The following is a 24786-nucleotide window of genomic DNA, read 5'->3' on the forward strand; positions in this document are numbered from 1 at the left end:
ATTAAATGAAACGTTTTTCATTAACGTTTTGCTTGTTCAGTTTTCAAGGTTCATCTTCATTTCTTTGTCGCATCTCTCAGAAGCAACTTTTATATCTTACCATCAACATCATCTCATGTCAACTCTTTTTTCAAAACTTTTTAATTATCATTTTCCCAAAAGTAAGGTAGATATTTCGTTCTGTATCGCTCTTGGCGACGTCTAATAATTTAACATATAAACCATGCATTATGCAAGCACTTTTTTGAAATAAATTTTATTTTTTATGAATTACTTCTTTTTCTTAAAAAAAGACAGCAGGAATCAAAGCACTTTTTCTTACTCAACCCCCGCTTCTTTCATTATGCTTCTTTGTTGTTTTCTGTGTCTACTACACTTAAACACCATACAAAATTGTCCCACGCAGAATACCAGCCATTGAAAACTTCAGATGAATCATCCCAACGCACATCAAACTTCTTCTGACCATCAACGTCTACTAAAAACAACGCCAATGTTGGATCCTTTTTAGAAACAGCTAACTTCATGCCGTTCTCTAACTCTTCCTCAGTAAACACCACATCCGACACCGAACGAACTTGCGCTTGCTCAAATACTTGTTTATTTATGATTCTATAGTTCATTATAGACCCCCACTAAAGCTATATTTCATCTAAATCTTTTCTACTTAAAAATTAAAGACTAGAAAATTATACTCCATTCTCTTCTATCATGTGAACCATCAAGTTGTTCTTTTTAAAAGAAAAAAACAGAAACATTGAAAAATCAACATTTCTGCTTCACTTAACTTTCACAAATATCCTTTCAGCTTCACAATTGCTTGTACACGGTCAATGACTTCTAGCTTACTATATAAATTGCTTACATAATTACGCACTGTGCCTTCTGCGATGTAAAGATCTACAGCTATTTCTTTATTGCTTTTGCCTACAACAATTAATTTTGCTATTTCTAGCTCTCGCTGTGTTAACTCCATTTTCTCATTATATATTGTACTAGCTTGTGACAATATGCCAACTAATTTCACCGCTACTACAGAAGGCAAAACAAGCTGTCCTTGTACTGTATCGCGAATGGAGGCCAGCATTTTATCTGTCACCATATCCTTCAATAAATAGCCACTTGCCCCATTGACTAAACCATTCACGATATAATCTTCATCTAAAAAAGTAGATAAAATTAAAATAAATGTATTTGGCAGCTGTTCCTTTATTGCCTTTAATGCTAGAAGCCCATCCATAATTGGCATCTGAATATCCATCATCACGAGCTGTGGTCGATGAAGCTTAGCTAAAGCTATAGCCTCTTCCCCATTGCTTGCTAGCGCAACCACTTGCATATCATCTTCTAAATCAATAATGGTTTTTAACCCTTCACGTATCAGCATTTGATCATCCGCGATTAAAATTGTAATCATTCATCTCCCCCCTATATGGCAATGTAATATGCAATAAACAGCCTTGCCCCTGTTCCATCTTTATAGAAAATACACCTTTTAGCTGCTCTACCCGATCTTTCATCATACGAAGCCCAAAGCCTAATACTAACTTCTCCATTCCAACACCATTATCCAACAATTCAAATATTACGGCTTCCCCATCATCCTTTAAAATGAAACGGAACTCACTACTCTGCCCATGACGAATACCATTTGTCAGCCCTTCCTGTAAAGCATGATAAAGTAGCTTTTTCATAATTGCAGGTAAATGGTCCATAGCATGGATTTCAGCATGAATGCTGACACCTGTATTGTGCTCCGTTTCTTCAATCAATACGTATAGCGCTTGTTTCACATTGTAATATTTATCCTCTTTCAACATATGCACAGAATTGCGAATCTCGCTTAAGCTATGACGCACAAGGTCTTGCGCATCTATCAATCGCTTCACCGCTGAATCCCTATCTTTTCCCAGCAATCTACACCCCGCTTCGATTTGTAAAATAGTCGAAGTTAATGTGTGCCCAACAATATCATGAATCTCCTGTGCAATTCGGTTGCGTTCTGCATACACAGACATCTCAGCTAAAGCCTCAGATGTCATCTGCATTGACCTTTGCAAGCTTTCTGTGCGTTCCTCTACTTGCTGCTCTAAATTTTTCGTTAAATACTGAATATCTGAATAAAGCCTCGCATTGGTAATCGAAATCGCACACTGTGAACAAAGCAACTTCAGCATATCAAGTCTTTCCTCCGTAAACACGCCCTCCAGTAAATTATTTTCCATATATAAAATAGATATTAACTTATTCTGGTGTGTGATTGGAAGGCACAGAACAGACTTTAAATGCCGATGCTGGATATAAGTATTTTGGGTAAAGCCACTATTCATCACATTATGAAAAACGACTTCCTGTCTCATGCGAATCGTGTAATCAATGACTGTAACTGGCACTAATTCACCAGCTTCTTGTAGCGGCACAGGCTGTACGATTAAATTCTCTGCCGTACCATGCGCTTCCACAAACCAGCTTCCTTCATGCTCAAGTAACAAAGCACCGTATTCCGCACCCGCATTTTGTAACATAATCCGCAATAACTTATGAAGCAGTTGCTCAATTTCAATTTCCTCAGATAAAGTTTGGGCAGAGGAAACAATCGTTAAGTAGTCCACACGCGCTAAATCCGTTGTTTTTTTCAATAATAAGTGACCGTACTGCGACTCAAGCGCCTCGACTTTTGCGAATGCCCCCCATTGTCGATAAGCCATATACGCTTCATTCATATACACCTTCGCCTGCATTTGCTTACCGCGCTGAATGCTGTACTTCGCAAAGCACTCAGAAATAATGCCGACATCGTGAACATAGCCATAACGAGCGGCTGCATTCACTGCTTCTTCATATATCGCCCCCACTTTGTCAGCCGTTTGACCCAACATTTTTTGATATTCCGCCTTTGCCAACAAATATTTATGCAAATAATTCTCAGGGCTATGCTTCGCCAGATACTGTAGCTTTTTTACATAGCGCTTCGTTTCACGCTTCAAGGTCACTTGTCTTGCTGGTTCCGCATCCGCAAACAATTCCTTCACAATTAGTACATAGTAATAATAATTGTGCATGTTGGAAAATCCGCGCTTATTATGTGATTCAGCAACCTTAATGCTTTCTACAATCTTTTCATACGCTCCTTCATAATCACCAAATAAATAGGCGATAATATACTCATACCATAAAGACACTTCATATAAATATGAGCCTTCATAATGTCCACTAACCTCTTGATAATCAGAAATAAACGGGTCATTCGCCGCTCTGTAGCCTGTTAATCTTGTGAGCAATGCAGACATCGCCTTTGCATATTGCCATGGCAACGTATCCCTAGATTTACCGAATACGGTGCTTCTCGACAACAGATGTGCGTATAAATCTTTTAGCGGATAACTAAAATTAAACATCAACCCTAAATTCACCAAAAAACTATAGTTCGTTTGCCATTTATTTTTAGATAAAACCCCATGTTGATTTGCGTAGTCGGTTATAGACAAAAGAAAATTAGGCTCGTATCTTCTCCAGCTATCTTGACTTAGCATAATAATTGTATTAATTTGCATCGTCATTTCTAAATTGCCCTTCACTAACTCACTTGCAAACTTGCTATATGCATACGCCGATTCATTGTCAAAAGCGAGCGCACTTTGAATTAGGGCATAACTAGCAAATCCATAGGCTGACTCATCCGTTATGCCATAATCCCATGTTATATCAAGCAGCATGACAACCGCTGACAACCATCCCTCTCTATTCGATACAAAACAGGCATTCGCCATATAGACTAAAATGCGCGCAGCTAGCTTCATTCGCTTATCTTGCATGAGGGGGAGCTTCTTTGATGGCTTTTTACCTAATCGTCTACTTATACGAAGCCAATAATAATACTCCTTAACCCTGCCAATCTCCAATCTAATAGGGAGCTGCAATAAAACGAGTGCCTCTTTCCCTAATTGCAACACCTGATCATATTGATCCTGATAAAGCTCTAACTGTATAAGCAAAAGATATACTTGCGCTTTATCCATAGTTGCTCGTGCTTGTAAAAGAAGGTCATGGCACAAGCTCCTTGCTATATCGTAATCCTCATTCGTTAAAGCTAACTCCACACGAAATTGATAAATTGCATAAACGAGCTCGTAATGCTGTTGCCAATGCTCATCTAATAGCAAGTCCATCGCATGCTGCAAATAATAAACAGCGTCAGCCGTCTCCTCCTTTGCAGCTTGAAAATTCAGTTCAATTATCTCTAGCTGCCTTCCCTCTGCAATAAAATGCTGTCGCACCTGATTAAAATGTCGCACAACCGTAACTACAGACACACCTTCATGCAGCAAAATCTTACCTGCCTTTAAATGAAGCTGTTCTCGCTCTTGTTCACCTGCACGCTGCTCAAACACTTGCCGAATATTTTCCTGTTGAAAAATATACTGCTCGTTCGATAGCTGATAAATTAATTGATGATTAATTGCCACCTGTAAAGATTCTTGTAACTGCTGTAATGGATAACCTGTCATATCAGCAAGTAATTGCAATTTGAATTGATGCCCTAAAAAAGCTGCCTGTGTAAGCAACTGTGCTGTCGGGTTATTCATATACTTAATGTAATACTCATCTTTTAATATAGGACTCACCTACTTTATTCAGAAATTTTAGCTGCATGAAAGCGGGAATCAATATAGAAGGAGGTACTTCGAACTCAATCGAAACACCCCCTATAAATTTACACAACTGCACGCACTAACCATGTCGCCGCGCGCGTTAAAATCTGTGCGCGTAACTCAACAAAATATTCATACTCATAAAAGAAAGCAATCTTTTCAGCCGCTAATGTATCTAGTTCTATCGGTTGTGGTGTTAACACAAAATGCGCGAAGGACTCTGCAAAGTCTTCAACAACCGAGCTAGAGGCATAATCAGACACATAATCCTCCTCATACTCACTTGTTGGATTCCAAAACTGCTGATAAAAATCAGTTAAGTATGCATCCTCATAAAAGCACCCTTCATCCTCAATTAACACATCCTCACAAGCATCTAGCTCCACCCAAATATTTTGCTCGCCATCCTTCAAAGATAAATAATGGGCGTATTCATGGATATAGGTAATCATCGTCTCAGAGGCTAGCTCAATGTTTTCTTTATTCATACCAAGCGTCCAATACTGCCCGCTATCATCGTGCTGATTGACATAAGCTAATGTATCGCCACTCTCAAAGATGATGAATTGGTTGATTTCCTCACGCTCTGATTCTGGAATGAGCCAAGCAAAGTCAAACCAAAGCTCTGCATGATAATCAATTTCCTCATCTGTCACATCAGCATCTGTGAAAATCATTTCCTTACCATTATCTATTTCGTAGACAAAAAGGTCATGCGTACCTTCTAAATCCGTCGCAACGGATTCCTCCGCCGTCAATGCCCCATACTCCTCCTCTAACAAATAAACAAGCTCATCTCCACGAGCTACACAGGAATCATAGTCATCACATTCTAGTGGCAACACACATGTATCTTCCTCTGCAATATAAATCTCACCAGCCAGACAACTATTTTGGAGCACCTCTTCAGCCATTGCATTTGTTTCAATGACTACTTCATTCTCCGTCTCTTCTAATAACTCACTACAACCTGCTAAGCCCAAACATAATACAAGCAGCAACAAGGTAAATTTTAATATTCGCATCCTTTATCTCCTTTTATTTATTATTCTACTTCAAAAAATTGGCGTTATCGAAAAAATATTTTTCAATAACCCCAATTCTATATCTCTAAAAGTTTCGGTCAGAGCCACCGCCTGATGAACTACCACCACCGCCTGAATAACTATCACTCGAATAACTGCCACTGTCATCACTCGAACCACCACCTGCAAAAAAACGCCAGATACTTCGTTTTGGTTTATAGCCAAAAAATAGCATTAAAATACCCTCCACAATCAGTAAGAAAACGCTAAGTATGCACCCTATAATTGTAAGAAGCACAAATGAAAAACCAATAGGGTCTTCTGAAAAATCATTCGCTAAATCCCTTTTTATAAACTCCACAAAGGATAACGATAAACCATCATAATCGATGTCTTCCTCTATGCGAATAGCGTCCACTACTTCTGAAAAAGCGGTTGTATAATCCCCATTTACTAAATAAGGCATCATATAATCATCAAGCAATCTCCCTGTCTTGCCATCAGGATAATCTCCCTCCAAGCCTTGCCCAATCGCAATTCTCACGATATTCTTCCCTTCGCCTTGATCGGTTGTCGCAAAAATCAACATTCCATTGTTGAGATCCTTTTGACCAATTCCCCATTGACGAATGACCTGTACGCCATAGTCAACCTTTGACATATCGCCGATTGTAGGAACTGTCAAAATAAACAATTGCATTTTATTTTGTTCGTTCAGCATTTCTGCCACTTTATTTAACTCTTGTTCAACCTCATCATTAATGACATTTTGATAATCAAAAACAAAGCCTGACGTCGTTGGACGATCTGGAATTGATGCGAAGGCATTGAGTGGTATCGTTACAAACAGTATGAGTAACAAGAACAACCACCTTTTCATCCTACTCACCTCCGAAATCTACAGTCGGCACTTGGTTTGCATCACCATCTACTTCAAAGTACGGTTTTCGTTCAAAGCCAAACATCCCTGCAATCATACTGCTTGGGAATGTACGAATATTGCTATTGAAGCTTTGTACATCATTGTTATAATCTTGGCGTGCAACAGCTAAGCGATTTTCCGTGCCTGCTAACTCATCCATTAACTGCGTAAACTGCTGGTTTGCCTTTAAATCTGGATAGCTTTCTACAATAACTAAGAGTCGACCTAAAGCACTTGTCAATTCATCGCTAGCCGTAGCTTGTTCCTCTACTGTTGTCGCTTCCCCATACTTTGCTCGTGCATCTGCAAGGTATGTAAAAATCTGCTCCTCGTGCGCCATATACCCTTTTGTCGCTTCAATTAAATTTGGAATTAAATCAAAACGGCGTTGTAGCTGATTATCAATTTGTGCCCACGAGGATTCAATTGCCTCTTCTTTTTGTACAAATCCATTATATTTGATAACAAACCACCCGATTCCGAGCAGAACGATACCTACTACAATTAAAATTACCTTGTTCCCCTTCATATAAAATTCCCCCTTCCTCACTACTATTTCTTTTATTTTCAATGTAGCAAAGAGAGCGGTAGACCAATAGTGACTGCTGTCATTTTCTTGTCATATGACAAGGTGAAATTTTAAAGGCTGTTCAACAGAGGATAGATACATCCCTTTTCGAACAGCCTTCACTGATGCTATTAATTTTTCTGCACACTTTCGCGATAAACAATTTGATTGCCTGAATAAGCCAATAGTTCACCTTTGCTTATTGTAATAGCGCTAATACGATTTCTAGCCAACTCGATCTCTTGACCCGTTGCTAAATCTCTTTTATACAAGTATCCCCCATTGGAGTAGTTGCTGAAATAGAGCGCATTATTGGCATACGTTAAAAATCCCACCCGCATGTCACTGATTTTTCGTGCAGTTGGTGTGGAGGCATTGAGATGCAGTCTATACAATGTATCATCTCGCTCATTTGCATAGTATAAAACACTTCCAACCATTACAGGCATCTCAATAGAGCGCATCTCCACAAAGCGCTCACTTGTCGCAGCCGGAAACTTTTTCGGGTAATCCATTCGATGGTCTTGCTTGATTTGGGCATCGGATATTAAAAAATACTGATAACGTATATAATCAGACATATCTTGTGCTGACTTATTGAATACTGGGTCATTCCATGTAGTGTCTAAGTGATACCATTTACCATCTACTTTCACAAGGTTCCATGCGTGTTCTTCATCTGTAAAACCAGTTACATAATAATTGCTAATCCCTGCTGCTTTTAACAGTTTGTATGTTAACGCTGCATATGCCTGACACACACCTTTTCCTTCTGTAATAATTGTGTAAGCTGCATGTGGTGTATGCTTTGATTCTTCAGAGTAGACGGTATTCAGAACAACGTGATCATTAATCGCCTTCACTTTTTCTACGCCCGTCATTTTCGGCTTGATAATCGCAGCAACTGTTTTTTGTACATAGGTATCCACCATCTTCTCTTTCTTCTTATCCGTTGTATAGTTCGCTGTAAAGTCAATGGTATAATGATTTTTTTCGCCTCTCCATGTCCAAGCCCAATTCTCGTTCGTAGCATATACATAGGTATCTTTTAAAAATACTTCATCCATCATTTTATCGAGATCAACTTTCTCCAAATTCCCTTTATAAACAATGCGGAAACTCGTGTTGTAGTTTTGCATATTTTTTAATGTTTGTGCAAAAAGTTCTTTATACGTTTTTGCTACAGTAGTAGAAGTAGAAGCAGCAGAAGCGGGCGCTTCCATTGGTATAACCAAAACAATCGCGACGGGTGCTAATAAAGCAGAAAATAGTAATCTTTTCTTCATCGTTTATCCTCCTGATGTAGTTTGACTGTCACCATTTTAGTGAAACTCTACAAGCTTCCCACCAATTGTTGGAAACTGCTCATCCCCTGGATAGAAGTCTGTACCAAGATAATATCCATAAAGCGTTACTTGATTGCCTTCAGCCATCTCTGTGCCTACTACCATCTCAATATAAAATGTACCTTCTGTTGTGGTAACAAGATACTTGCCAAAGAGGAACTCACTTGGATTCACTTCCTCTAAGACGGTTGTGATTTCCCCTGTAATGAAAACTTTTGTTTCCATCGGTAATTCACCTGTGCTAGCTGTTGCAAAATCTAAATGAATCGACTCTTCCTTGAATTTAGCATCATCTTCTTGCTGTAATCGTTCTGATTCCGCTATCAGCTCTTCTGTTAACGCTTGCTGCTGTTCTTCAGTCAAATCTTCAAAATCCACTTCTTCTAATGTTTCCCCTCCACAAGCTCCTAACATGAAAACAAACGCACTCATATAAAGTAATTTTTTCATTTGTACACAACTCCTTTTATTTAGCGTAACAAAAGGCACGGTTTGAAAAATAGTGACTGCCGTCATTTTCTTGTCATATGACAAGAAATAAGGTTACTTTTTGTAAATTCTATTCCTAAAGAGATAGATGGTGGGCGCTCACAGCATGTTCAAAAATACTTCCATGATTTGACCTTATTCCTTCAATACAAAAAACAGGAGAATCTGTGGGGATTCTCCTGTCTCTCTAGTTGTACGCCAATATAATGAGGCAACGCTTTTTTATATTTGGATAACAGCAATCAACATTATCCTTATTTTGTAATATGACGCATCGTCGGGAATAATAAAATATCACGAATCGATGGTGAATTTGTTAATAGCATTACTAAACGGTCAATACCGATACCTAGACCACCTGTTGGCGGCATACCGTATTCTAGTGCTTCAATAAAGTCATTGTCCATTTCATGCGCTTCATCGTTACCTGCTGCTTTTTCAGCCATTTGTGCTTCAAAGCGCTCACGTTGGTCAATTGGGTCGTTTAGCTCTGTAAAGGCGTTCGCATGCTCACGACGTACGATGAATAATTCGAATCGGTCTGTAAAACGCTCGTCCTGTGGGTTTTTCTTCGCTAATGGCGAAATTTCCACTGGGTGACCTGTAATGAATGTTGGTTGTACTAATGTTTCCTCTACTTTTTGCTCGAAGAATTCATTAATAATATGCCCCACCTCATGCGTGTCTTTAATTTCCACACCATGCTCTGCTGCGTATGCACGAGCTTGTTCAACTGTCATCGGTTGCCAGAAATCTACACCTGTCGCCTCTTTGACTGCATCTACCATGTGCATGCGTTTCCAGCCTACAGCTAAGTCGATTGTATCTTCGCCGTATTGAACTGTCGTCGTGCCCAAGACCTCTTGTGCCACGTGAGCAATTAGGCTTTCCGTTAAGTTCATAATATCATTGTAATCTGCGTATGCTTCATACAATTCAATCATCGTGAACTCTGGGTTATGACGTGTTGAAATTCCTTCATTACGGAATACACGTCCAATTTCATATACCTTTTCTAAACCACCAACAATTAAACGTTTTAAATGTAGCTCAATTGCAATACGCATATATAGCTCCATATCAAGCGCATTGTGGTGTGTAATAAACGGACGAGCCGCTGCACCACCTGCAATCGTATGTAGCATTGGTGTTTCCACTTCTAAATAGCCGTGGTTATCTAAGTAGTTACGGATTGCACGAATGATTTTAGAGCGCGCGATAAATGTTTCCTTGCTCTCTGCATTCGTCATTAAATCTAAATAGCGTTGGCGGTAGCGTTGCTCAACATCTTGTAAGCCGTGGAATTTTTCTGGCATTGGGCGTAATGCCTTCGTTAAAAATGTAAATTCTGTTGCTTTAACAGAAAGCTCACCTACTTGTGTACGGAACACATTACCTGTAACACCCACGATATCGCCAAGATCAGCTTTGTTGAACAATTCGTATGCTTCGTCACCAACTGCATCTTTACGTACATAAATTTGAATTTGGCCACTTAAGTCTTGAATATGTGCGAAGCCCGCTTTCCCTTTGCCGCGCTTCGTCATAATACGTCCTGCGATTGTTACACTTTTGGGCTCTGCCTCTAGCTGTTCTTTATCGAAAGCATCAAACTCTGCTACTACTTCGTTCGATAAATGTGTGCGCTCAAAACGGCTACCGAACGGGTCAAGGCCGCCTTCACGAATATCTGTCATCTTTTGGCGTCTCACCAAAAGTTGGTCGTTTAATTCTTCTATATTTGACACGTTATTCACTCCTATAGTTGATTGGTCTGCTTTGTTCATATTTTATTATTGTACACAATTTCGAGGGGGGAATCATCTTTTTTAGTCTTTTCCAAGCAAAAATATCGACTGTGCCATTTTATTGTCGAAATTGGCGATTTAGCATTTTTGAAGTATTTGAGCGTTTTTGGGAGCTATTTGATCACTTTTTGAGGTTATTTGAGCGCTTTTGAGGTTTATTTGATCACTTCTAATCGCTATCAGCAACTTTCAAGGTTCTATCAGTAATCTTAGCTGTTCTATCAGCAAGTTTACCTAATTTTAAGCGTTAAAAAGCTACCGAGAGTATAATCTCAGTAGCTTCCTATCATTTATACAATTTCTTGCAATAGCGCGTCTTGTTCTTCGTATTCTGCAACGAAATCATTCAATAACATATACAACTCTTCCTTTGTTTCAGTTTGATTGATTGCGTTGCGAATTTTACCGTTGCCACGAATGCCTTTTAAATACCATGAGGCATGGCTACGCATTTCACGTACTGCGATTTTCTCACCTTTTAGTTGCATTAGACGTTCGAAGTGCAATAAGCATACATCTATTTTTTCGCGTATAGATGGCTCGTCTTTTAGCTCGCCTGTTGCTAAATATTGCACGGTGCGATAAATCATCCATGGGTTACCTAATGCCGCGCGCCCAATCATTACAGCATCCACACCCGTTGTTTCAAGCATGCGCTTTGCATCTTGCGGTGTTTCGACATCACCATTTCCTAGTACAGGAATACCGACATTTTGCTTTACATCGCGAATAATGTCCCAGTTCGCCTTGCCTTCATACATTTGTACGCGGGTACGACCGTGGACAGCTACTGCCGCTGCACCTGCTCGCTCTATTGCTTGCGCATTTTCAACTGCCAGTATGTGCTGTTCGTCCCAGCCGATACGCATTTTTACCGATACAGGCTTTTTCACCGCATCCACTACTGCTGCGACCATTTCATATACTTTATTTGGGTCTAAAAGCAAACGTGCTCCAGCTTCACATTTAATAATTTTATTAACTGGGCAACCCATATTAATATCGATAATATCAGCAGATGTATTTTCCTCTACATATTTCGCTGCTTCGACTAACGTTTCTTTGTCACCACCAAAAATTTGTAGTGATAATGGATTTTCACGCTCATCAATATAAAGCATACCTAATGTTTTGGCGTTGCGCTGAACGATTCCTTTATCACTAATCATTTCTGCATAAACTAAACCTGCACCAAACTCTTTCACCGTCAAACGGAAAGCCGAGTTGCAAATTCCAGCCATCGGGGCTAATACAACGCGATTATCCATGACGATGTCTGCAATTTGAAATGGCTTTTGCTGTGCACTATTCACTCTTGATGTCCTCCTTTTGTTTGTAACGAAGAAGTTGACTAAAAAGGAATGCCTTTTCAGTCAAATTTTGCTTTTGTATTCAATATTCACTAAAATAAACATTGCTCCCGCGGTAGTAGCATGAAAATGCCACTAGCCTTATCTATCAAAATCCTGTGCTTTTTTCCACAGAGTAATACCTTCTTGTCGTAAGTCCAACTTAGCTAGTGTATCACGAGCTTGTGTTATTTGCCCACTTTCAAAACTTTCGCTAATTTCGACTAAAGGCACTAATACAAAAGCTCGCTCATACATACGTGGATGCGGCACAATCAGGCTATCTGTTCCAATACTTTCTTGGTTGAAAAGTAAAATATCAAGATCGATAATACGGGGGCCCCAACGAATATCGCGCACACGCCCAAGCTCATTTTCAATCGACTGGCAAACAGCGAGCGCTTCCTCAGCTGTTCGTTCAGTTTGAACATGTACAGCGATATTAAAAAAGGATGGCTGGTCGATATAGCCGACTGGTGCCGTTTCATAAACAGCCGACACTTTGACGACTTCCACTTGCTCTCGTAATAATTGCACAGCCTGCTTTAAATTCCCCTCACGTTCACCGATATTTGTGCCGATTGATAAAAATACATCATTCATAAAATTTACCTCGCACAATTTCAACAGCCACTTCTTTATAATGCCCAGGAATCGGTGGGTCTGGCTTGATAATTTCCACACGGCAACCGAAAATTTGTCCTTCGTAGCGCTGTAAAACGGTTGTCGCTATCGTTTCAGCAACTGCCTCAATCAATTTGAATGGCTTGCCCTCAAGTATTTCCCGGCAAATATCATAAACACCAACATAGCTCACCGTATCATCTAAATCGTCGGTTTGTCCCGCTTTTTGAATATCAACAGCTAATGATACTGAAGCACGGAAACGTTGACCAAGGATATTTTCCTCTTTCAAAACGCCATGATAGCCGAAAAATTGCATATCACGTAAATGTATATAATCCATTATAGCTCACCTTTCACTTCAAACTTGCCAACCAATGCATCGATTACTTTTACTGTGCGAGCCACTTCTTTTACATCGTGCACACGCATCATATGGCAGCCTTTTTGCACGCCAAATGCACAAGTAGCCGCCGTTCCTTCTATACGCTCATCGACAGGCAAATCAAGAATTGCCCCAATCATGCGCTTGCGAGATGTCGCTAATAAAACTGGATAGCCAAATGCCACAAGCTCATCTAAGCGTTGCATTGTTTCAATACTTTGCTGTAGATTTTTCACAAAACCAATGCCCGGATCTAACATAATATGATGCTGTGGTACACCTGCTTCTGTCGCAATTTGAATGCTGTCCTTTAAGTCTTGTTGGAACTCTCCCCAATAATCAACGTAGCTTTCCTTTTGACGATTATGCATTAAAATGATGGGTACATTGCATTCAGCTGCGACTTGTGCGATTTCAGGCTCTTTTTTTGCTCCCCAAATATCGTTAATCATATGTGCACCTGCTTCGATTGCGGCACGTGCTACATTTGCTTTATACGTATCGACTGAAAATATCGCAGGTACTTCCTCGACTAATGCGCGAATAATTGGCACAATGCGCTCAATTTCTTCTTCTTCGGAAATTGGTGTATGCCCTGGTCTTGTTGACTCTCCACCGACATCAATAATTTTCGCTCCATCCGCAACCATGCGCTTTGCTTGTGCGATAGCCGATGCAACAGAGTTAAACTTGCCCCCATCCGAAAATGAGTCGGGCGTGACATTTAAAATCCCCATAATGACCGTTTCCTTATGAAAATCTAATTCAATCCCATTTAAAACGAGTGGTGTCTGATAATGTTCTAACATGATTTTCCTCCTACAACTTGCCGAACCTCAGCTATATATGCTTGGTGCAGGCGCTGATATACAGCCCCATCTACCCCCGCAAAGGATTTGTGACCAAGCGATGAAATTGGCACAAGCTCTTGTATGGAGTTGGTAATAAAGCATTCATGTGCCTCGTTTATATCTTGCTGATCATATAAGCCTTCACGCACTTCATAGCCAAGTGCCCTCGCAATCACCATCACAATTTGGCGGGTAATACCCGGTAGTATCCCTGTATTTAAAGACGGCGTATATAACACATTATGCTTTGTCCAAAAAATATTTGAAGTAATGCCTTCCGCAATATAACCTTCTTCTGTTAAGAAAAAGCCTTCATAGCTTGCTAAATTAGGCAACTCCATGCGTGCTAGCACATTGTTGCCATAATGATGACTTTTTGAGCGAATATCTGTTTCGGGCTTGTTACGTACAGTTTGCAGCAAAACAGCCTGCTTTTCCGTTCCGCGCTCAAGCAATGCAAGTGGCTTGCGAAAAATAATGACATTTGGCTTTGGGTACTCGTCAGTAGCAAGACCTAAATCATGCACACCAGCAGATACGTTAATACGGAAATACCCATCGCCACCACCATTTAACTCATTTAAGCGCTGCATTATTTCTACTACGTCATTCAGCGTATATGGCATATAAATGCGATAAGTATTCAGCGATTCTGTCAAACGTTGAAAATGGTCCTGCAAAAACACAGGCTCCCCTTTATATGTACGCATCGTTTCAAAAAAACCTAAGCCATACAAAAAGCCATGATCAAATGGCGATACCATAAGCTCCTCTGCATCTATATATTGCCCATTCATCCAACAAATCATTGTATCACCCCTTGCAATACAGTTCTAAAAACTCTTTTAATAACTGCCTACCATCCTCTGTCATGATTGACTCTGGGTGATACTGCACACCTTCAATCGCAAACTCCTTGTGACGTAAGCCCATAATTTCGCCTTCCTCTGTCCACGATGTAACCTCTAGACAATCTGGTAACGAATGCTTTTCTACAATTAATGAATGATAACGCGTCGCTGCAAATGGATTGGTATTTTTGCGGTGTAAGCCGATTTCACTATGATAGACAGGTGACGTTTTGCCATGCATTAGACGCTCTGCTCGAATGACATTACCACCAAAAGCTTGGGCAATTGCTTGATGTCCTAAGCAAACACCTAAAATCGGGATTTTCCCAGCAAAATGCTGAATAATGTTCAAGCTTTCTCCAGCTTCATTTGGCGTACATGGGCCTGGAGAAATAACGATTACTTTTGGTGCAAGCTCTTCAATTTCGGCAATTGTAATCACATCATTGCGTACAACCTTTAGCTCCTCGCCAAGCTCGCCTAAATATTGCACCAAGTTATAAATAAATGAATCATAATTATCAACCATTAAAATCATGTTAACACCCCTTCAGCCATACCTTTTGCTTGCCACATTGCCTTCGCCTTGTTCAGCGATTCAATGTATTCATTGGCAGGAATAGAATCAATAACAATACCTGCACCCGCTTGAATATACGCTGTTTCATCCTTAATATAAGCTGTGCGAATAACAATATTAAGTTCCATATCTCCATTAAAGCCTAACCAGCCTATTGAACCTGTATATAACCCCCGACGCACAGGCTCTAGCTCCTCAATAATTTCCATCGTGCGAATTTTTGGTGCACCTGTAATTGTGCCACCTGGGAACATCGCACGAATAACGTCTGCATTCGTCTTGCCATCCGCGATTTCACCACGCACATTCGATACAATATGCATGACATGAGAATAGCGCTCGATGACCATAAATTCATCTACTTCTACAGAGCCATAACGGCTTACTTTGCCTAAATCATTGCGCTCTAAATCCACGAGCATCACATGCTCTGCTCGCTCTTTTTCATTGTCGATTAGCTCATTTGCTAAATGAATATCCTCTTCCTCAGATTGACCACGCGGACGCGTTCCTGCAATTGGACGCGTTGATAATGCTGAGCCTTTACGTTTCACTAACAACTCTGGCGAACCACTTACAATGGAAAACTCCGGCGCTGCAATAAAAGCCATATACGGAGAAGGGTTAAACGAACGTACCGCCTCATACATGACGATTGGTGCTGCATGTAACGGCTTTGCCTGACGCACAGATAAATTCACTTGGAATACATCACCTTGTGCAATATACTCCTGTACTTTGTGTACAGCTTGTTCAAATTCCTCGCCTAAAAATGAAACCGATAACTCACTTTCATCATTCGTTACCTCAGCCGCTTTCTCTGCATGGAACAAACGCTTGCCTAGCCCCTGCTCAGCAGACTCCTGCCATTTAAGTGCCCACTCCTGCAAATCAATCGTGCTTTCAGGACGCTTCATTAATGTCACACGGTTTGTTTCCGCATCAAACACAGCCCAATATTCAAAAACATAGAAATAAATATCTGGTACTTGTAAATCATCTGTTGCAAGCGCCGGTAAATTTTCTATTTGACGTGCATAATCGTATGATACGAAGCCGATTGCTCCACCTTGGAAGTCAGGTAGCTCGTCCTCTTTTTTCAGCTCATATGCTTGTAAATATTGCTCTAATAATGCTAATGGCTCTCCTTGTTGAAAGCGTGATTCCTCTTGCTCTTCAATTTGCAGACCATCATTTTGTGCATACACTGTCGCAAATGGGTTCCATGCTGCAACTGAATAACGACCACCACGACCACTCTCTAAAAATGCATGCTTTTTCTCTAAAATCGTTTGTTCCTTATAGCTATAAAAAAACGCGTCTTTTGTCATAAATAATGTTACGCATTGTAAATTTTCCATCGTGTACACCCCTTCACATATACTCTTATTAAACTCTAAAAACATAGAAACTGTCCAGAAAGGAATTGCTCTCTGGACAGTTTTTCACATTCATTTATTTTTCGGAAAAAACTTGATACAGCTGTTTTGACATTGATGTAAAAAATCCAAATCTGCTATCGTCACTGTTTGTGGCACCAATCGCTTCATTTGGTTAGAATTCACACGCTCGCCATGCCATATTGACCATAGCTCTACTTTGTCCTCTTCCTTTACATGCTCCTTCACAAATTGCACAAGATTCGTCAAATATTCTTCGCTTATTCTACCTCGTAATTCATATATGTATGGCTTTTGAATTTGTTCTCCTGTATCTTCAGGAAGCTGATTACATTTAACAACTTGAAATTGTTCGAGCCTCGACACATCTTCCACATAAACAACTTTATCCGGGGTTTCAGGTAAGGTAAAGTAAAATTCTATACCCAGTGGATTAAATTGTTCTCTTGCAATTTCTTTAAACCCGCTCTCACCCCATTCAGGTAAACTTGATTTTGAGGAAAAAAATCTATATAAGGTCACTAAAAAACCCCCTAAAATAAAATGTTCATAATTTAGACTAACATCAGAACCTATTTGAATCTCACTTAATTGTTTACCGTTAAATCATAACTATCCAAAACATACTTTTCTTTAAACCCAACAGATTTGTATAAATTTATTGCCGCTTCATTCTCACATGACACGCATATAGTTATTTCATCAATACTAGGATATGAGAAAAGCTTCTTCAAAGCACCTATTATGAGCATTTTCCCAACCCCTTGACCTCTAAATTCGGTAGATACAGCAATGTACTCAATATTTCCTTCTTTATGCTCTGGCTTTGCTTCTATATACACATAACCTTTAATTTTAGATTCATTTCCTTTTATAATTAGTAGATCATTTCTGCTATTCAACCTATTTAATATAGAATAGGAATTGAAATATGTTTTTGGAAAGACTTCATCATGTAAACTGATAAATGAATCATAGTATTCTTTGTCTATTTTTTCTGAAGTAGTAATGGCTTCTTTAGTAAATATACTTCTTGTTATATGAAGAACCAAATCTGTGCCTGAGTATTGAGCGTTATTTTGCATAACAAATTCTTTTACAAATAAGTTATCTTTATTTATAAAAAAGGAACAAGACTTTACCTCTTGCGGTATTTTAAGAAGAGCTTTGTTCCATAATGCTTGCGCAACATCTATATTGTCATCCGTGACAAATGGCCCCCATATATCAGCGTACTCCCCGTCCAAATCAATATCCAATCCAATCGCACCAACTATATTAGATTGATCATATACAACTAAAAAAGAATCTTCCAATTCTAAATCAGAAAAATCATTCATTAAAGAATCGTATATTTCTTCATTTTGCTCTCCACAAAATCCAATGTGGCTGCTACTTTTTGTGTTCATTTTTTCAAGATAAATAGAGATTTCTTTTACGTCTTGTGGTGGAATAATTTTAATTTCCATAGTAACCCCTCGTTTAATATTGTCTAAATAACTCTTTCCATTTTCTCATATTATCATGATGGGGCTATCTAATAAGCCTCTAAAATAAATCAGGTGTAGAAAAATAAATCGTTTTTCTACACCTGATTTTGTGTTTTTCTCTATTCCTTTTGAAAGTAGTTGGCGGATGCCCACTACTTTCAAGAGATTGTGGGCTAATGCCACAATCCCAAACTCTGTGTGAACCTTATCAAGGCCTCGCAATAAAAATCTGCGGAACGACCGGTTGCCCTTGATATGACCGAACACACTTTCTACATCAATCTTACGTTGCGCATAGATACGTGATTTCTCTTCACATTCAAGAGCTGCTTTTACCTTTGCCTTCATTTCTTCAAAAATAGGGTTCCATTGTACTTGGCGATTGCCTTTGGCTTTTATACACTGTGCTTTCAATGGACAATCTAAACAATCTTCACATTCATAAACTTTCAAATTTTGTTCGTAACCCGTGGCATTCTTTTTCTTTATGTATTTTTTAAATATTACTTTTCGCCTGTTTGGACAAATAAAATAATCGTCTTGTTCATTATAATCCCAATTTTTTTTGCATGTTTTAGGTTCTTCTTATAGCTTCGTGACTTTTCCTTTATATACATGCCATAAGGAAGCCGAATCGTGGTTCTTTTTCATCACCAATCGCATAGAGATAATTTTCTTCGCTCCCATATCCGGCATCTGCTATCACTGTTTTCAGCATGGGTAAACAAGGCGCTACTAATTTCTCTAAATGGGGAATAAAACAGCGCGGATCGGTCGGACGTTGATGTATCGAATAAAGTAAAATAAAATGAAATGAATTGATTTCTGTGGCCATTTGTACATTATACGCTGCTTTGAGTTGACCATTTTTCATGTGATCATCTTTCATACGCATAAATGTAGCGTCATGGTCTGTTTTGGAAAAACTATTACGGTCACTATAGATTTTGTGTTGTTCTTTGTATTTAGCCAGGCGTGGTAAGAAGTTTTCACGAATTAATTTTAATGTTTTTTTCAGATTACTACGCTGCGAACGGAGATCTTTACGCACAGCAACATCCTCTTCTGTCTCTATTTTGTCTATGGTAAGATGTTTATAGAGACTCATAGTTTTCAATCCTTTCAATAGTTGTCGTCGTAAACACTATTTTACTAGATTTGCATCTGTGAGGCTCTTTTGGTGTTGCACTTATATTGTAAATTCAAGATACAAAAAAATATTTATTGGCATCGGCTTCTATCTTAGTACCATCCAAAAAATAATTTTCCATCGTGATATAGTTTTGCTCGATAAGTAGCTGAATCATTTGTTCAAAAAGCGAATTCATCATGTCTTTTAATTGATGTAAACGAAATCGGTTAATCGTACGGTGGTCCGGCTTCTATCCTGCCGATAGCCACATTGCGGGTGGATTTTCATGCAATAATTTTTCAATTCCACGAGTAGAATACACTTTTTGTGAATACCCATAGAGAAGCACCTTCGTCATCATTTTTGAATAGAAAGAACTGCGCCCCCTCCCTTATAGTGGAAAAAAGATCTGGTCACCTATGCGTTCAATCATTTCATCAATCACACGTGATACATGTTCAGATGGAATCAAGTCTTGAATATCGAAAAGAGACATCCCTTGTTGGTTGTTGTACGGGATAAAGGTCGGCGCGCTCCCTTTTGTAGAAATGGAAGTTCCTTGTTGAGCTCTGAGTGGAAGTGAAGTTTGTTCAGTGTTATAATTTTCGTTAGTAATCTTAGGATTGCACATAAAAAATCGTCCTTTCTGAAATGATGGTTTGGTCACTTTCATTTTACAAGATAGGACGATTTTTTGTATGCATTTTTAGTGATAAGAAGAGGGCTGCCACCAAAAGTAAATAAAGCATTCATCTCGCCACCTATAGAGATCGGAGACTTCTGTATCTGTCGCTTCGCTTTCAATACAAAAATATTGCTGAAAGAAGTTAAATTAGCATTTGTATTGTGGAAAAATGACATACGATTCTCATGCTTATTTTTTGGAGCAGCATTGACAAACCTTAATATCATATATTAATTCTAGCGATTTTTTTATTTTTTTTAGCTCCACCGAATATTCAATGCAAATATTTTGATATAGTTCTTTTAGAGACTCATCGCAATGCTCAAGGCATTTAGACATTTTTAGGAGATCTGTTTTAATTTGATTATATCTTTCGAATTTCCCCTCAACGTTATCCATTCTTTTCACCTCAAATATAACTATAGTAAGGTAACACCCGGACTTGAACCGGGGATAAAGGCTTTGCAGACCTTGGCCTTGACCTCTTGGCTATGCTACCATTATAAGTATAGAAGTGAAGTTAAATAAAAAAATGAAATCGTAATATAAATTTCTTTAAAACTATAAATACAATTCCTAATCCAAATCACGTTTACTTCTCCCTATAATAAAGGCAGCTATTTACCAACAGACTTCTACAGCACTTTGGGCCGATTTCCAAAACATAGTATACCAATTATATTTTTAGTTTATATACTTGCTATTTCAATGACATTAATTTCGATAAGATAGTCGACTCTTATTCCCATAAAAAAACACCTTTACCTTGAATATTTCAGGTTAAAATACCCGTTATTCAATAAAAGGTGTTTTTATGTCTCATGCCTTAGTTCAGTATGACAATTATTCATCTAATACTATAAATATCACCAATCACGACAACAAATTCCAGTATACAAAATTTTCCCATTAACATACATTGACTCTTTATAACATTGCTCGCTATTCCTACAACACAAACGATCTTTTTCAGGACCACATCCTGGTACATATTGCGTATTAACATGTTGTTCTTTAGCCATAGTTTATCCTCCTTCCTATTTAGAAATTCCACTAGTATTGTATATCAAAAACAGAAAATATTAACTGTGAACCCTTTTATCAATACACAAATTACTTTGATTCTTGAATTACAAACCTGTGCATCCATCATACTGCCTTAAGGTAATTATTTTATACGGCTTTACCTGCGGACAACACCTGCAAAGCGCATAATTAAGTAGGTACACTATTAAAATTCTAAGTTGTTTTTATACAATTAAAGTGAAGAAAATCAATAATATAAAATTCCTTAATAATTTTTTGTTACTGACCTTCTAATTAATAAAGTGAAGAAAAGTGACAAAAGTAAATCACACACATACTTATTTATTAGCCCTAAGGTCATTAATTGATTAGATTAATCTAACAATTTAATTTAAGTATTTTTCGCACCCAATCCTTCATCATAGTAATAATGTATCTCAAAGAAACAGGTATATGAAACCTGGGAATGATACGGTTTTGACATTGTTTTTTGTGACCTTATACGTATATATTTTTATGTAAAACATAGGCACTCACAGCAATAAGTAGCTGATTAAATACGGGTTCTTATTGTACGAAATAATACAGATACGTTCAAATTTTGTTTAATTAAAAGGAGAACCTCTCTTCTTTTATATATTATTTAGATACAAAGAATAATGGGCTTTATAGAAAATGAAGCACTTTCAACTTACTTTAAATAGATTTAGTAAAACTTAGTTATTAGTAATACTCCTAATAAAAAATGACGATATTTTTACTTAAACTCTGTAACACTCCACTAATTAGAAATATAATCTGCATCAATGATTACTCTAATCAATTAAGGTTTTTAACTTAACTATTTTTCATTATATTGTTAGGTATTTATTTACAAACACACTATGATTGATATTTTGAATACCTATTTCACTTTATTAAATGAACGTGAAATAAAAAACGTTCTACAAAAATTATTTTAGGAGGTAAAATTTTATGGGTATTTCATTATCTAACAAAAAAGACATTCAAGGAGAGGAATTAGAAAAGAGGCTAAATACACTTTACCAAGAAGAGAAGTTCCAAATTCTTATTAGCGCTATGAGAACCGTAAAAAAATTCAATTTAGAGGATCTAACTCCTTACAAAGCTTGCAGTTTTGATGCAATTATTGCAATAGAAGCTGATGAAGTTCAAACAGTGCCTGGCACTCTTATCATCCTTGCAAATAAGGAACAAAGTATTAGTATTTTATACAATGAGATTCCGAATTCTGACAACCATTATTACGGGAGTGTACTCGAAAAGAGTCCAACCAAGATTTTATATGGTTTTGGATTTGATAAGGATGAAATTAACCTTACTCAAAATAATTCAGAACTAGATGCCCTAACATACCCAGATGAGGAGGAACAGGATTTAGATGATATTGATGTTCAAGATCTACCTTTTTGTATACCTGGATATCAACATTGTGGACCTGGTTGTGGGTACAATAAAACATTTGGTGGCGGTGCCCCTATAAATGCAACTGATTCTTGTTGCGTAGCACACGATAGATGTTGGGATAATTTTGGTTCCTGGGATCCTTGCTGCGATAAGATTTTACTAGATTGTATTAAGTCTCACGGAACAAACGCTGCAGCTTTAATTCGTACAACTTTTTACGCCAACGCACAGAAATGTAAATAATTCATAATTAAATTCTACATTACTGTATAATGTGAGATTGCTGAACATGTACCTGTTAATTTAGAAAATCATTTAATAATCACATAAGGTGACTTTCGATTGCAAATCACATCGAAGGTTACCTTTTTTTCTTTATAATATTTAGCCTTATTCTTCAAAATTCGCCACCCTCATTAGGTGAAATATTACAACTATACCTCCCTTTTTATTTACATCTAAACACCAATCCTACAACAATTACTTAATCTAAAGAACTCCATTATGAAGAAAACAAAAATGCGGTACAAGCTATTTTTAATTTCGTAAATTTTCTAAATCATTTCACTTGACTATATTATGTACATCGTTATATTATGTACTTAACTAATAATAATTAAGGCTGTGAAAATGCATGGATAAAGAGCAGTTACGAGGAAGCTTAGAATTAATAATTCTTTCTCGAATCATTAAAGAGGATAACTATGGTGGTGGAATTATTAAAGAGGTATATGACGCAAGTGAAAAACACTTTAGAATAAGTGAAGGGACACTTTATTCTTTATTAAAACGCCTGGAAAAAAGTAAGTATATTGAATCTTATTGGGGGGAAGAACATTTTGGTGGAAGGAGGAAATATTATAAAATAACTGATTCAGGGCGAGCTGTATTTAATAACAAATTAGAAGGTTGGAGAAAAATCAATCAATTAATCGAATCTGCATTGGAGGAGACATAATATGTCGAGTATCGAAAATTACATCGATTTGGTATTGCAGCGAGTAGAAGTAAAGAAAGTAGAATATCTTGGCTTAAAATCGGAATTGACGTCCTATTTAAATGAAAGAAAAGAAACCTATATTGAGAAAGGATATACTGCGACAGAAGCTGTAGAAAAAACTCTTCGTGATTTTGGGAATGTAGATTTGGTTGGAAAAGCATTAGCAAAATCCCTATTTCCACAACGAACTATTGCTATGTACTGGTTAGTAGGAGTTTCCACTATATTTTCCTTACTTCTCACATTATTGGTATTCATACGAGATATGAATATTCCTTATCTTTGGTTAATTACTCTAGGAATTATGTCTAGCATAACGATTACTTTAACAAAAAGACAATTATTAATAGCAAGGTATAGAATGCTTTTTATTGGTTTCTGTTTTATATATATCCTTTCATGGTTTTACGGAATACTATTGATGGATATAGTGGAAACGCAAATAATGTCTTGGGTTTTGCGTATTTTAGCTTTCCTATTCATAATAGCTATTATAATAAACATAGTAATTGGAGCAATTTATCAGCCAATAAAGAAGCATTTCAGTTCACTTCAAATCAAAAAAAGGGTGTTACTCGTTATTTGTAATACTATTAGTGGAATAGTTGTGTTGGGATACACTTTTTTAACATTAATTGGTTTTGTAATCTTCGGGGCAGCAGATCCATTCTTATTATTGTCCCCAGTGCTAACTGCTACAGTTCTATGGTTATGTAGTTTACTAATTAGTAGCTATCGCCCTTCTCTTGTAATATGGAGTATCGGAATTCAAGTAGTTGTTTGTGTATTAATATATTTATATACATTTGAAATATTCAATTGGTAACTCCCTTTCAACTAAGAGAAAGCTTTTAGATACACTTACTTAACTCACATTCTACAGTTCATTTGATAAATTAAAAAAAGGGTTCCCTTACGAACTTGGTCCTATTTTGTAGTCAGTTTAATAAAAAAGACTACAGTTGCGATTAAACCGCAACTGATTTAATCAAATGTTTCACTATTCTCTTAGTATTTCCTTTTTGCTGTTAATAACGACCATTTTTCGCTAACTTCTCATTGTGCGATTAGATACTAAAGGGACTTTCAGATTTGTTTCACTTTATCGACATTGATATTCAATCAATTACGCCGAGGCGTAATTGCGTCGGGATTTTGAATTGTGCTTGCACAAT

At 37.7% G+C, this 24786-nt stretch carries 24 protein-coding genes, 1 tRNA gene and 2 pseudogenes; 3 read left to right on the top strand and 24 right to left on the bottom strand.

The features are described 5' to 3' along the window. Positions 1–341: 341 nt before the first annotated feature. The 24 genes and pseudogenes from C9J34_RS09280 to C9J34_RS21915 all read right to left on the bottom strand — a co-directional run bounded on the left by C9J34_RS09280 (position 342) and on the right by C9J34_RS21915 (position 21179). Entirely contained in the window at positions 342–623 is a 282-nt protein-coding gene (locus C9J34_RS09280; protein ID WP_107839587.1) for a hypothetical protein, read from the bottom strand. Between the two features lie 167 nt (positions 624–790). Then, positions 791–1417: a response regulator gene (locus tag C9J34_RS09285; protein ID WP_107839588.1), complete on the bottom strand. Its 627-nt coding sequence runs from the start codon at positions 1415–1417 to the stop codon at positions 791–793. Further along, on the bottom strand, positions 1392–4586 hold the full coding sequence (locus C9J34_RS09290; protein ID WP_107839589.1) for a GAF domain-containing sensor histidine kinase: 3195 nt from the start codon (positions 4584–4586) through the stop codon (positions 1392–1394). Before C9J34_RS09290 ends, C9J34_RS09285 begins: the two co-directional genes overlap by 26 nt. Positions 4587–4714: 128 nt before the next feature. Then, positions 4715–5677: a putative zinc-binding metallopeptidase gene (locus C9J34_RS09295; protein WP_107839590.1), complete on the bottom strand. Its 963-nt coding sequence runs from the start codon at positions 5675–5677 to the stop codon at positions 4715–4717. Positions 5678–5762: 85 nt separating this feature from the next. Next, complete coding sequence (locus C9J34_RS09300) at positions 5763–6557, bottom strand: TPM domain-containing protein (RefSeq protein WP_107839591.1); 795 nt, start codon at positions 6555–6557, stop codon at positions 5763–5765. A gap of 1 nt (position 6558) precedes the next feature. Beyond that, positions 6559–7128: a LemA family protein gene (locus tag C9J34_RS09305; RefSeq protein WP_107839592.1), complete on the bottom strand. Its 570-nt coding sequence runs from the start codon at positions 7126–7128 to the stop codon at positions 6559–6561. Between the two features lie 170 nt (positions 7129–7298). Continuing rightward, positions 7299–8453 (bottom strand): transglutaminase domain-containing protein, encoded by a 1155-nt coding sequence (locus tag C9J34_RS09310; RefSeq protein WP_107839593.1) that lies wholly within the window; start codon positions 8451–8453, stop codon positions 7299–7301. Between the two features lie 36 nt (positions 8454–8489). Further along, complete coding sequence (locus tag C9J34_RS09315) at positions 8490–8963, bottom strand: hypothetical protein (RefSeq protein WP_107839594.1); 474 nt, start codon at positions 8961–8963, stop codon at positions 8490–8492. A gap of 293 nt (positions 8964–9256) precedes the next feature. After that, entirely contained in the window at positions 9257–10789 is a 1533-nt protein-coding gene (lysS, locus tag C9J34_RS09320) for a lysine--tRNA ligase (protein ID WP_193768951.1), read from the bottom strand. 311 nt (positions 10790–11100) lie between these two features. Further along, entirely contained in the window at positions 11101–12078 is a 978-nt protein-coding gene (gene dusB, locus C9J34_RS09325) for a tRNA dihydrouridine synthase DusB (protein ID WP_411830079.1), read from the bottom strand. 183 nt (positions 12079–12261) lie between these two features. Further along, the gene (folK, locus tag C9J34_RS09330) at positions 12262–12762 is read right to left on the bottom strand and encodes a 2-amino-4-hydroxy-6-hydroxymethyldihydropteridine diphosphokinase (RefSeq protein WP_107839597.1); all 501 of its coding nucleotides are present in this window, start codon (positions 12760–12762) and stop codon (positions 12262–12264) included. Further along, positions 12755–13126, bottom strand: a complete 372-nt coding sequence (gene folB / locus C9J34_RS09335; protein WP_107839598.1) for a dihydroneopterin aldolase — start codon at positions 13124–13126, stop codon at positions 12755–12757. The genes folK and folB overlap by 8 nt, the downstream gene beginning before the upstream one ends. Continuing rightward, entirely contained in the window at positions 13126–13977 is an 852-nt protein-coding gene (gene folP / locus C9J34_RS09340; protein WP_107839599.1) for a dihydropteroate synthase, read from the bottom strand. The genes folB and folP overlap by 1 nt, the downstream gene beginning before the upstream one ends. Beyond that, the gene (pabC, locus tag C9J34_RS09345; RefSeq protein WP_107839600.1) at positions 13971–14828 is read right to left on the bottom strand and encodes an aminodeoxychorismate lyase; all 858 of its coding nucleotides are present in this window, start codon (positions 14826–14828) and stop codon (positions 13971–13973) included. Before pabC ends, folP begins: the two co-directional genes overlap by 7 nt. 4 nt (positions 14829–14832) lie before the next feature. After that, positions 14833–15408 carry an aminodeoxychorismate/anthranilate synthase component II gene (pabA, locus tag C9J34_RS09350; protein ID WP_107839601.1) on the bottom strand — a complete coding sequence of 192 codons (576 nt, stop codon included), beginning with the start codon at positions 15406–15408 and terminating at the stop codon, positions 14833–14835. Next, a complete protein-coding gene (locus C9J34_RS09355; protein WP_107839602.1) occupies positions 15405–16811 on the bottom strand; it encodes an anthranilate synthase component I family protein in 1407 nt (468 codons plus the stop codon). The genes pabA and C9J34_RS09355 overlap by 4 nt, the downstream gene beginning before the upstream one ends. Before the next feature lie 90 nt (positions 16812–16901). Beyond that, positions 16902–17372, bottom strand: coding sequence for a hypothetical protein (locus tag C9J34_RS09360; protein WP_107839603.1), 471 nt, complete (start codon positions 17370–17372; stop codon positions 16902–16904). Positions 17373–17437: 65 nt separating this feature from the next. Continuing rightward, positions 17438–18319, bottom strand: coding sequence for a GNAT family N-acetyltransferase (locus C9J34_RS09365; RefSeq protein WP_107839604.1), 882 nt, complete (start codon positions 18317–18319; stop codon positions 17438–17440). 45 nt (positions 18320–18364) lie between these two features. Then, a pseudogene (locus C9J34_RS22610) lies at positions 18365–18892 on the bottom strand (transposase); the annotation flags it as partial. A 55-nt stretch (positions 18893–18947) separates the two neighbouring features. Then, entirely contained in the window at positions 18948–19448 is a 501-nt protein-coding gene (locus C9J34_RS22615) for a transposase (RefSeq protein ID WP_107839606.1), read from the bottom strand. A 274-nt stretch (positions 19449–19722) separates the two neighbouring features. Continuing rightward, a pseudogene (locus tag C9J34_RS22840) lies at positions 19723–19848 on the bottom strand (transposase); the annotation flags it as partial. A 15-nt stretch (positions 19849–19863) separates the two neighbouring features. Continuing rightward, positions 19864–20103 (bottom strand): hypothetical protein, encoded by a 240-nt coding sequence (locus C9J34_RS09385; RefSeq protein WP_107839608.1) that lies wholly within the window; start codon positions 20101–20103, stop codon positions 19864–19866. Positions 20104–20584: 481 nt separating this feature from the next. Beyond that, positions 20585–20656, bottom strand: a tRNA-Cys gene (locus tag C9J34_RS09395). Positions 20657–21023: 367 nt separating this feature from the next. Further along, a complete protein-coding gene (locus C9J34_RS21915) occupies positions 21024–21179 on the bottom strand; it encodes a hypothetical protein (RefSeq protein ID WP_193768953.1) in 156 nt (51 codons plus the stop codon). 979 nt (positions 21180–22158) lie between these two features. On the opposite strand from C9J34_RS21915, the gene C9J34_RS09400 reads away from it, so the two are divergent. From C9J34_RS09400 to C9J34_RS09410, 3 genes are all read left to right on the top strand, one after another. Next, positions 22159–22854, top strand: a complete 696-nt coding sequence (locus C9J34_RS09400) for a hypothetical protein (RefSeq protein ID WP_107839610.1) — start codon at positions 22159–22161, stop codon at positions 22852–22854. 391 nt (positions 22855–23245) lie between these two features. After that, entirely contained in the window at positions 23246–23569 is a 324-nt protein-coding gene (locus tag C9J34_RS09405; RefSeq protein WP_107839611.1) for a PadR family transcriptional regulator, read from the top strand. 1 nt (position 23570) lies between these two features. After that, a complete protein-coding gene (locus tag C9J34_RS09410; RefSeq protein ID WP_107839612.1) occupies positions 23571–24437 on the top strand; it encodes a permease prefix domain 1-containing protein in 867 nt (288 codons plus the stop codon). Positions 24438–24786 lie beyond the last annotated feature (349 nt).

This window comes from Metasolibacillus meyeri, assembly GCF_003049505.1.
GTDB lineage: Bacteria > Bacillota > Bacilli > Bacillales_A > Planococcaceae > Metasolibacillus > Metasolibacillus meyeri.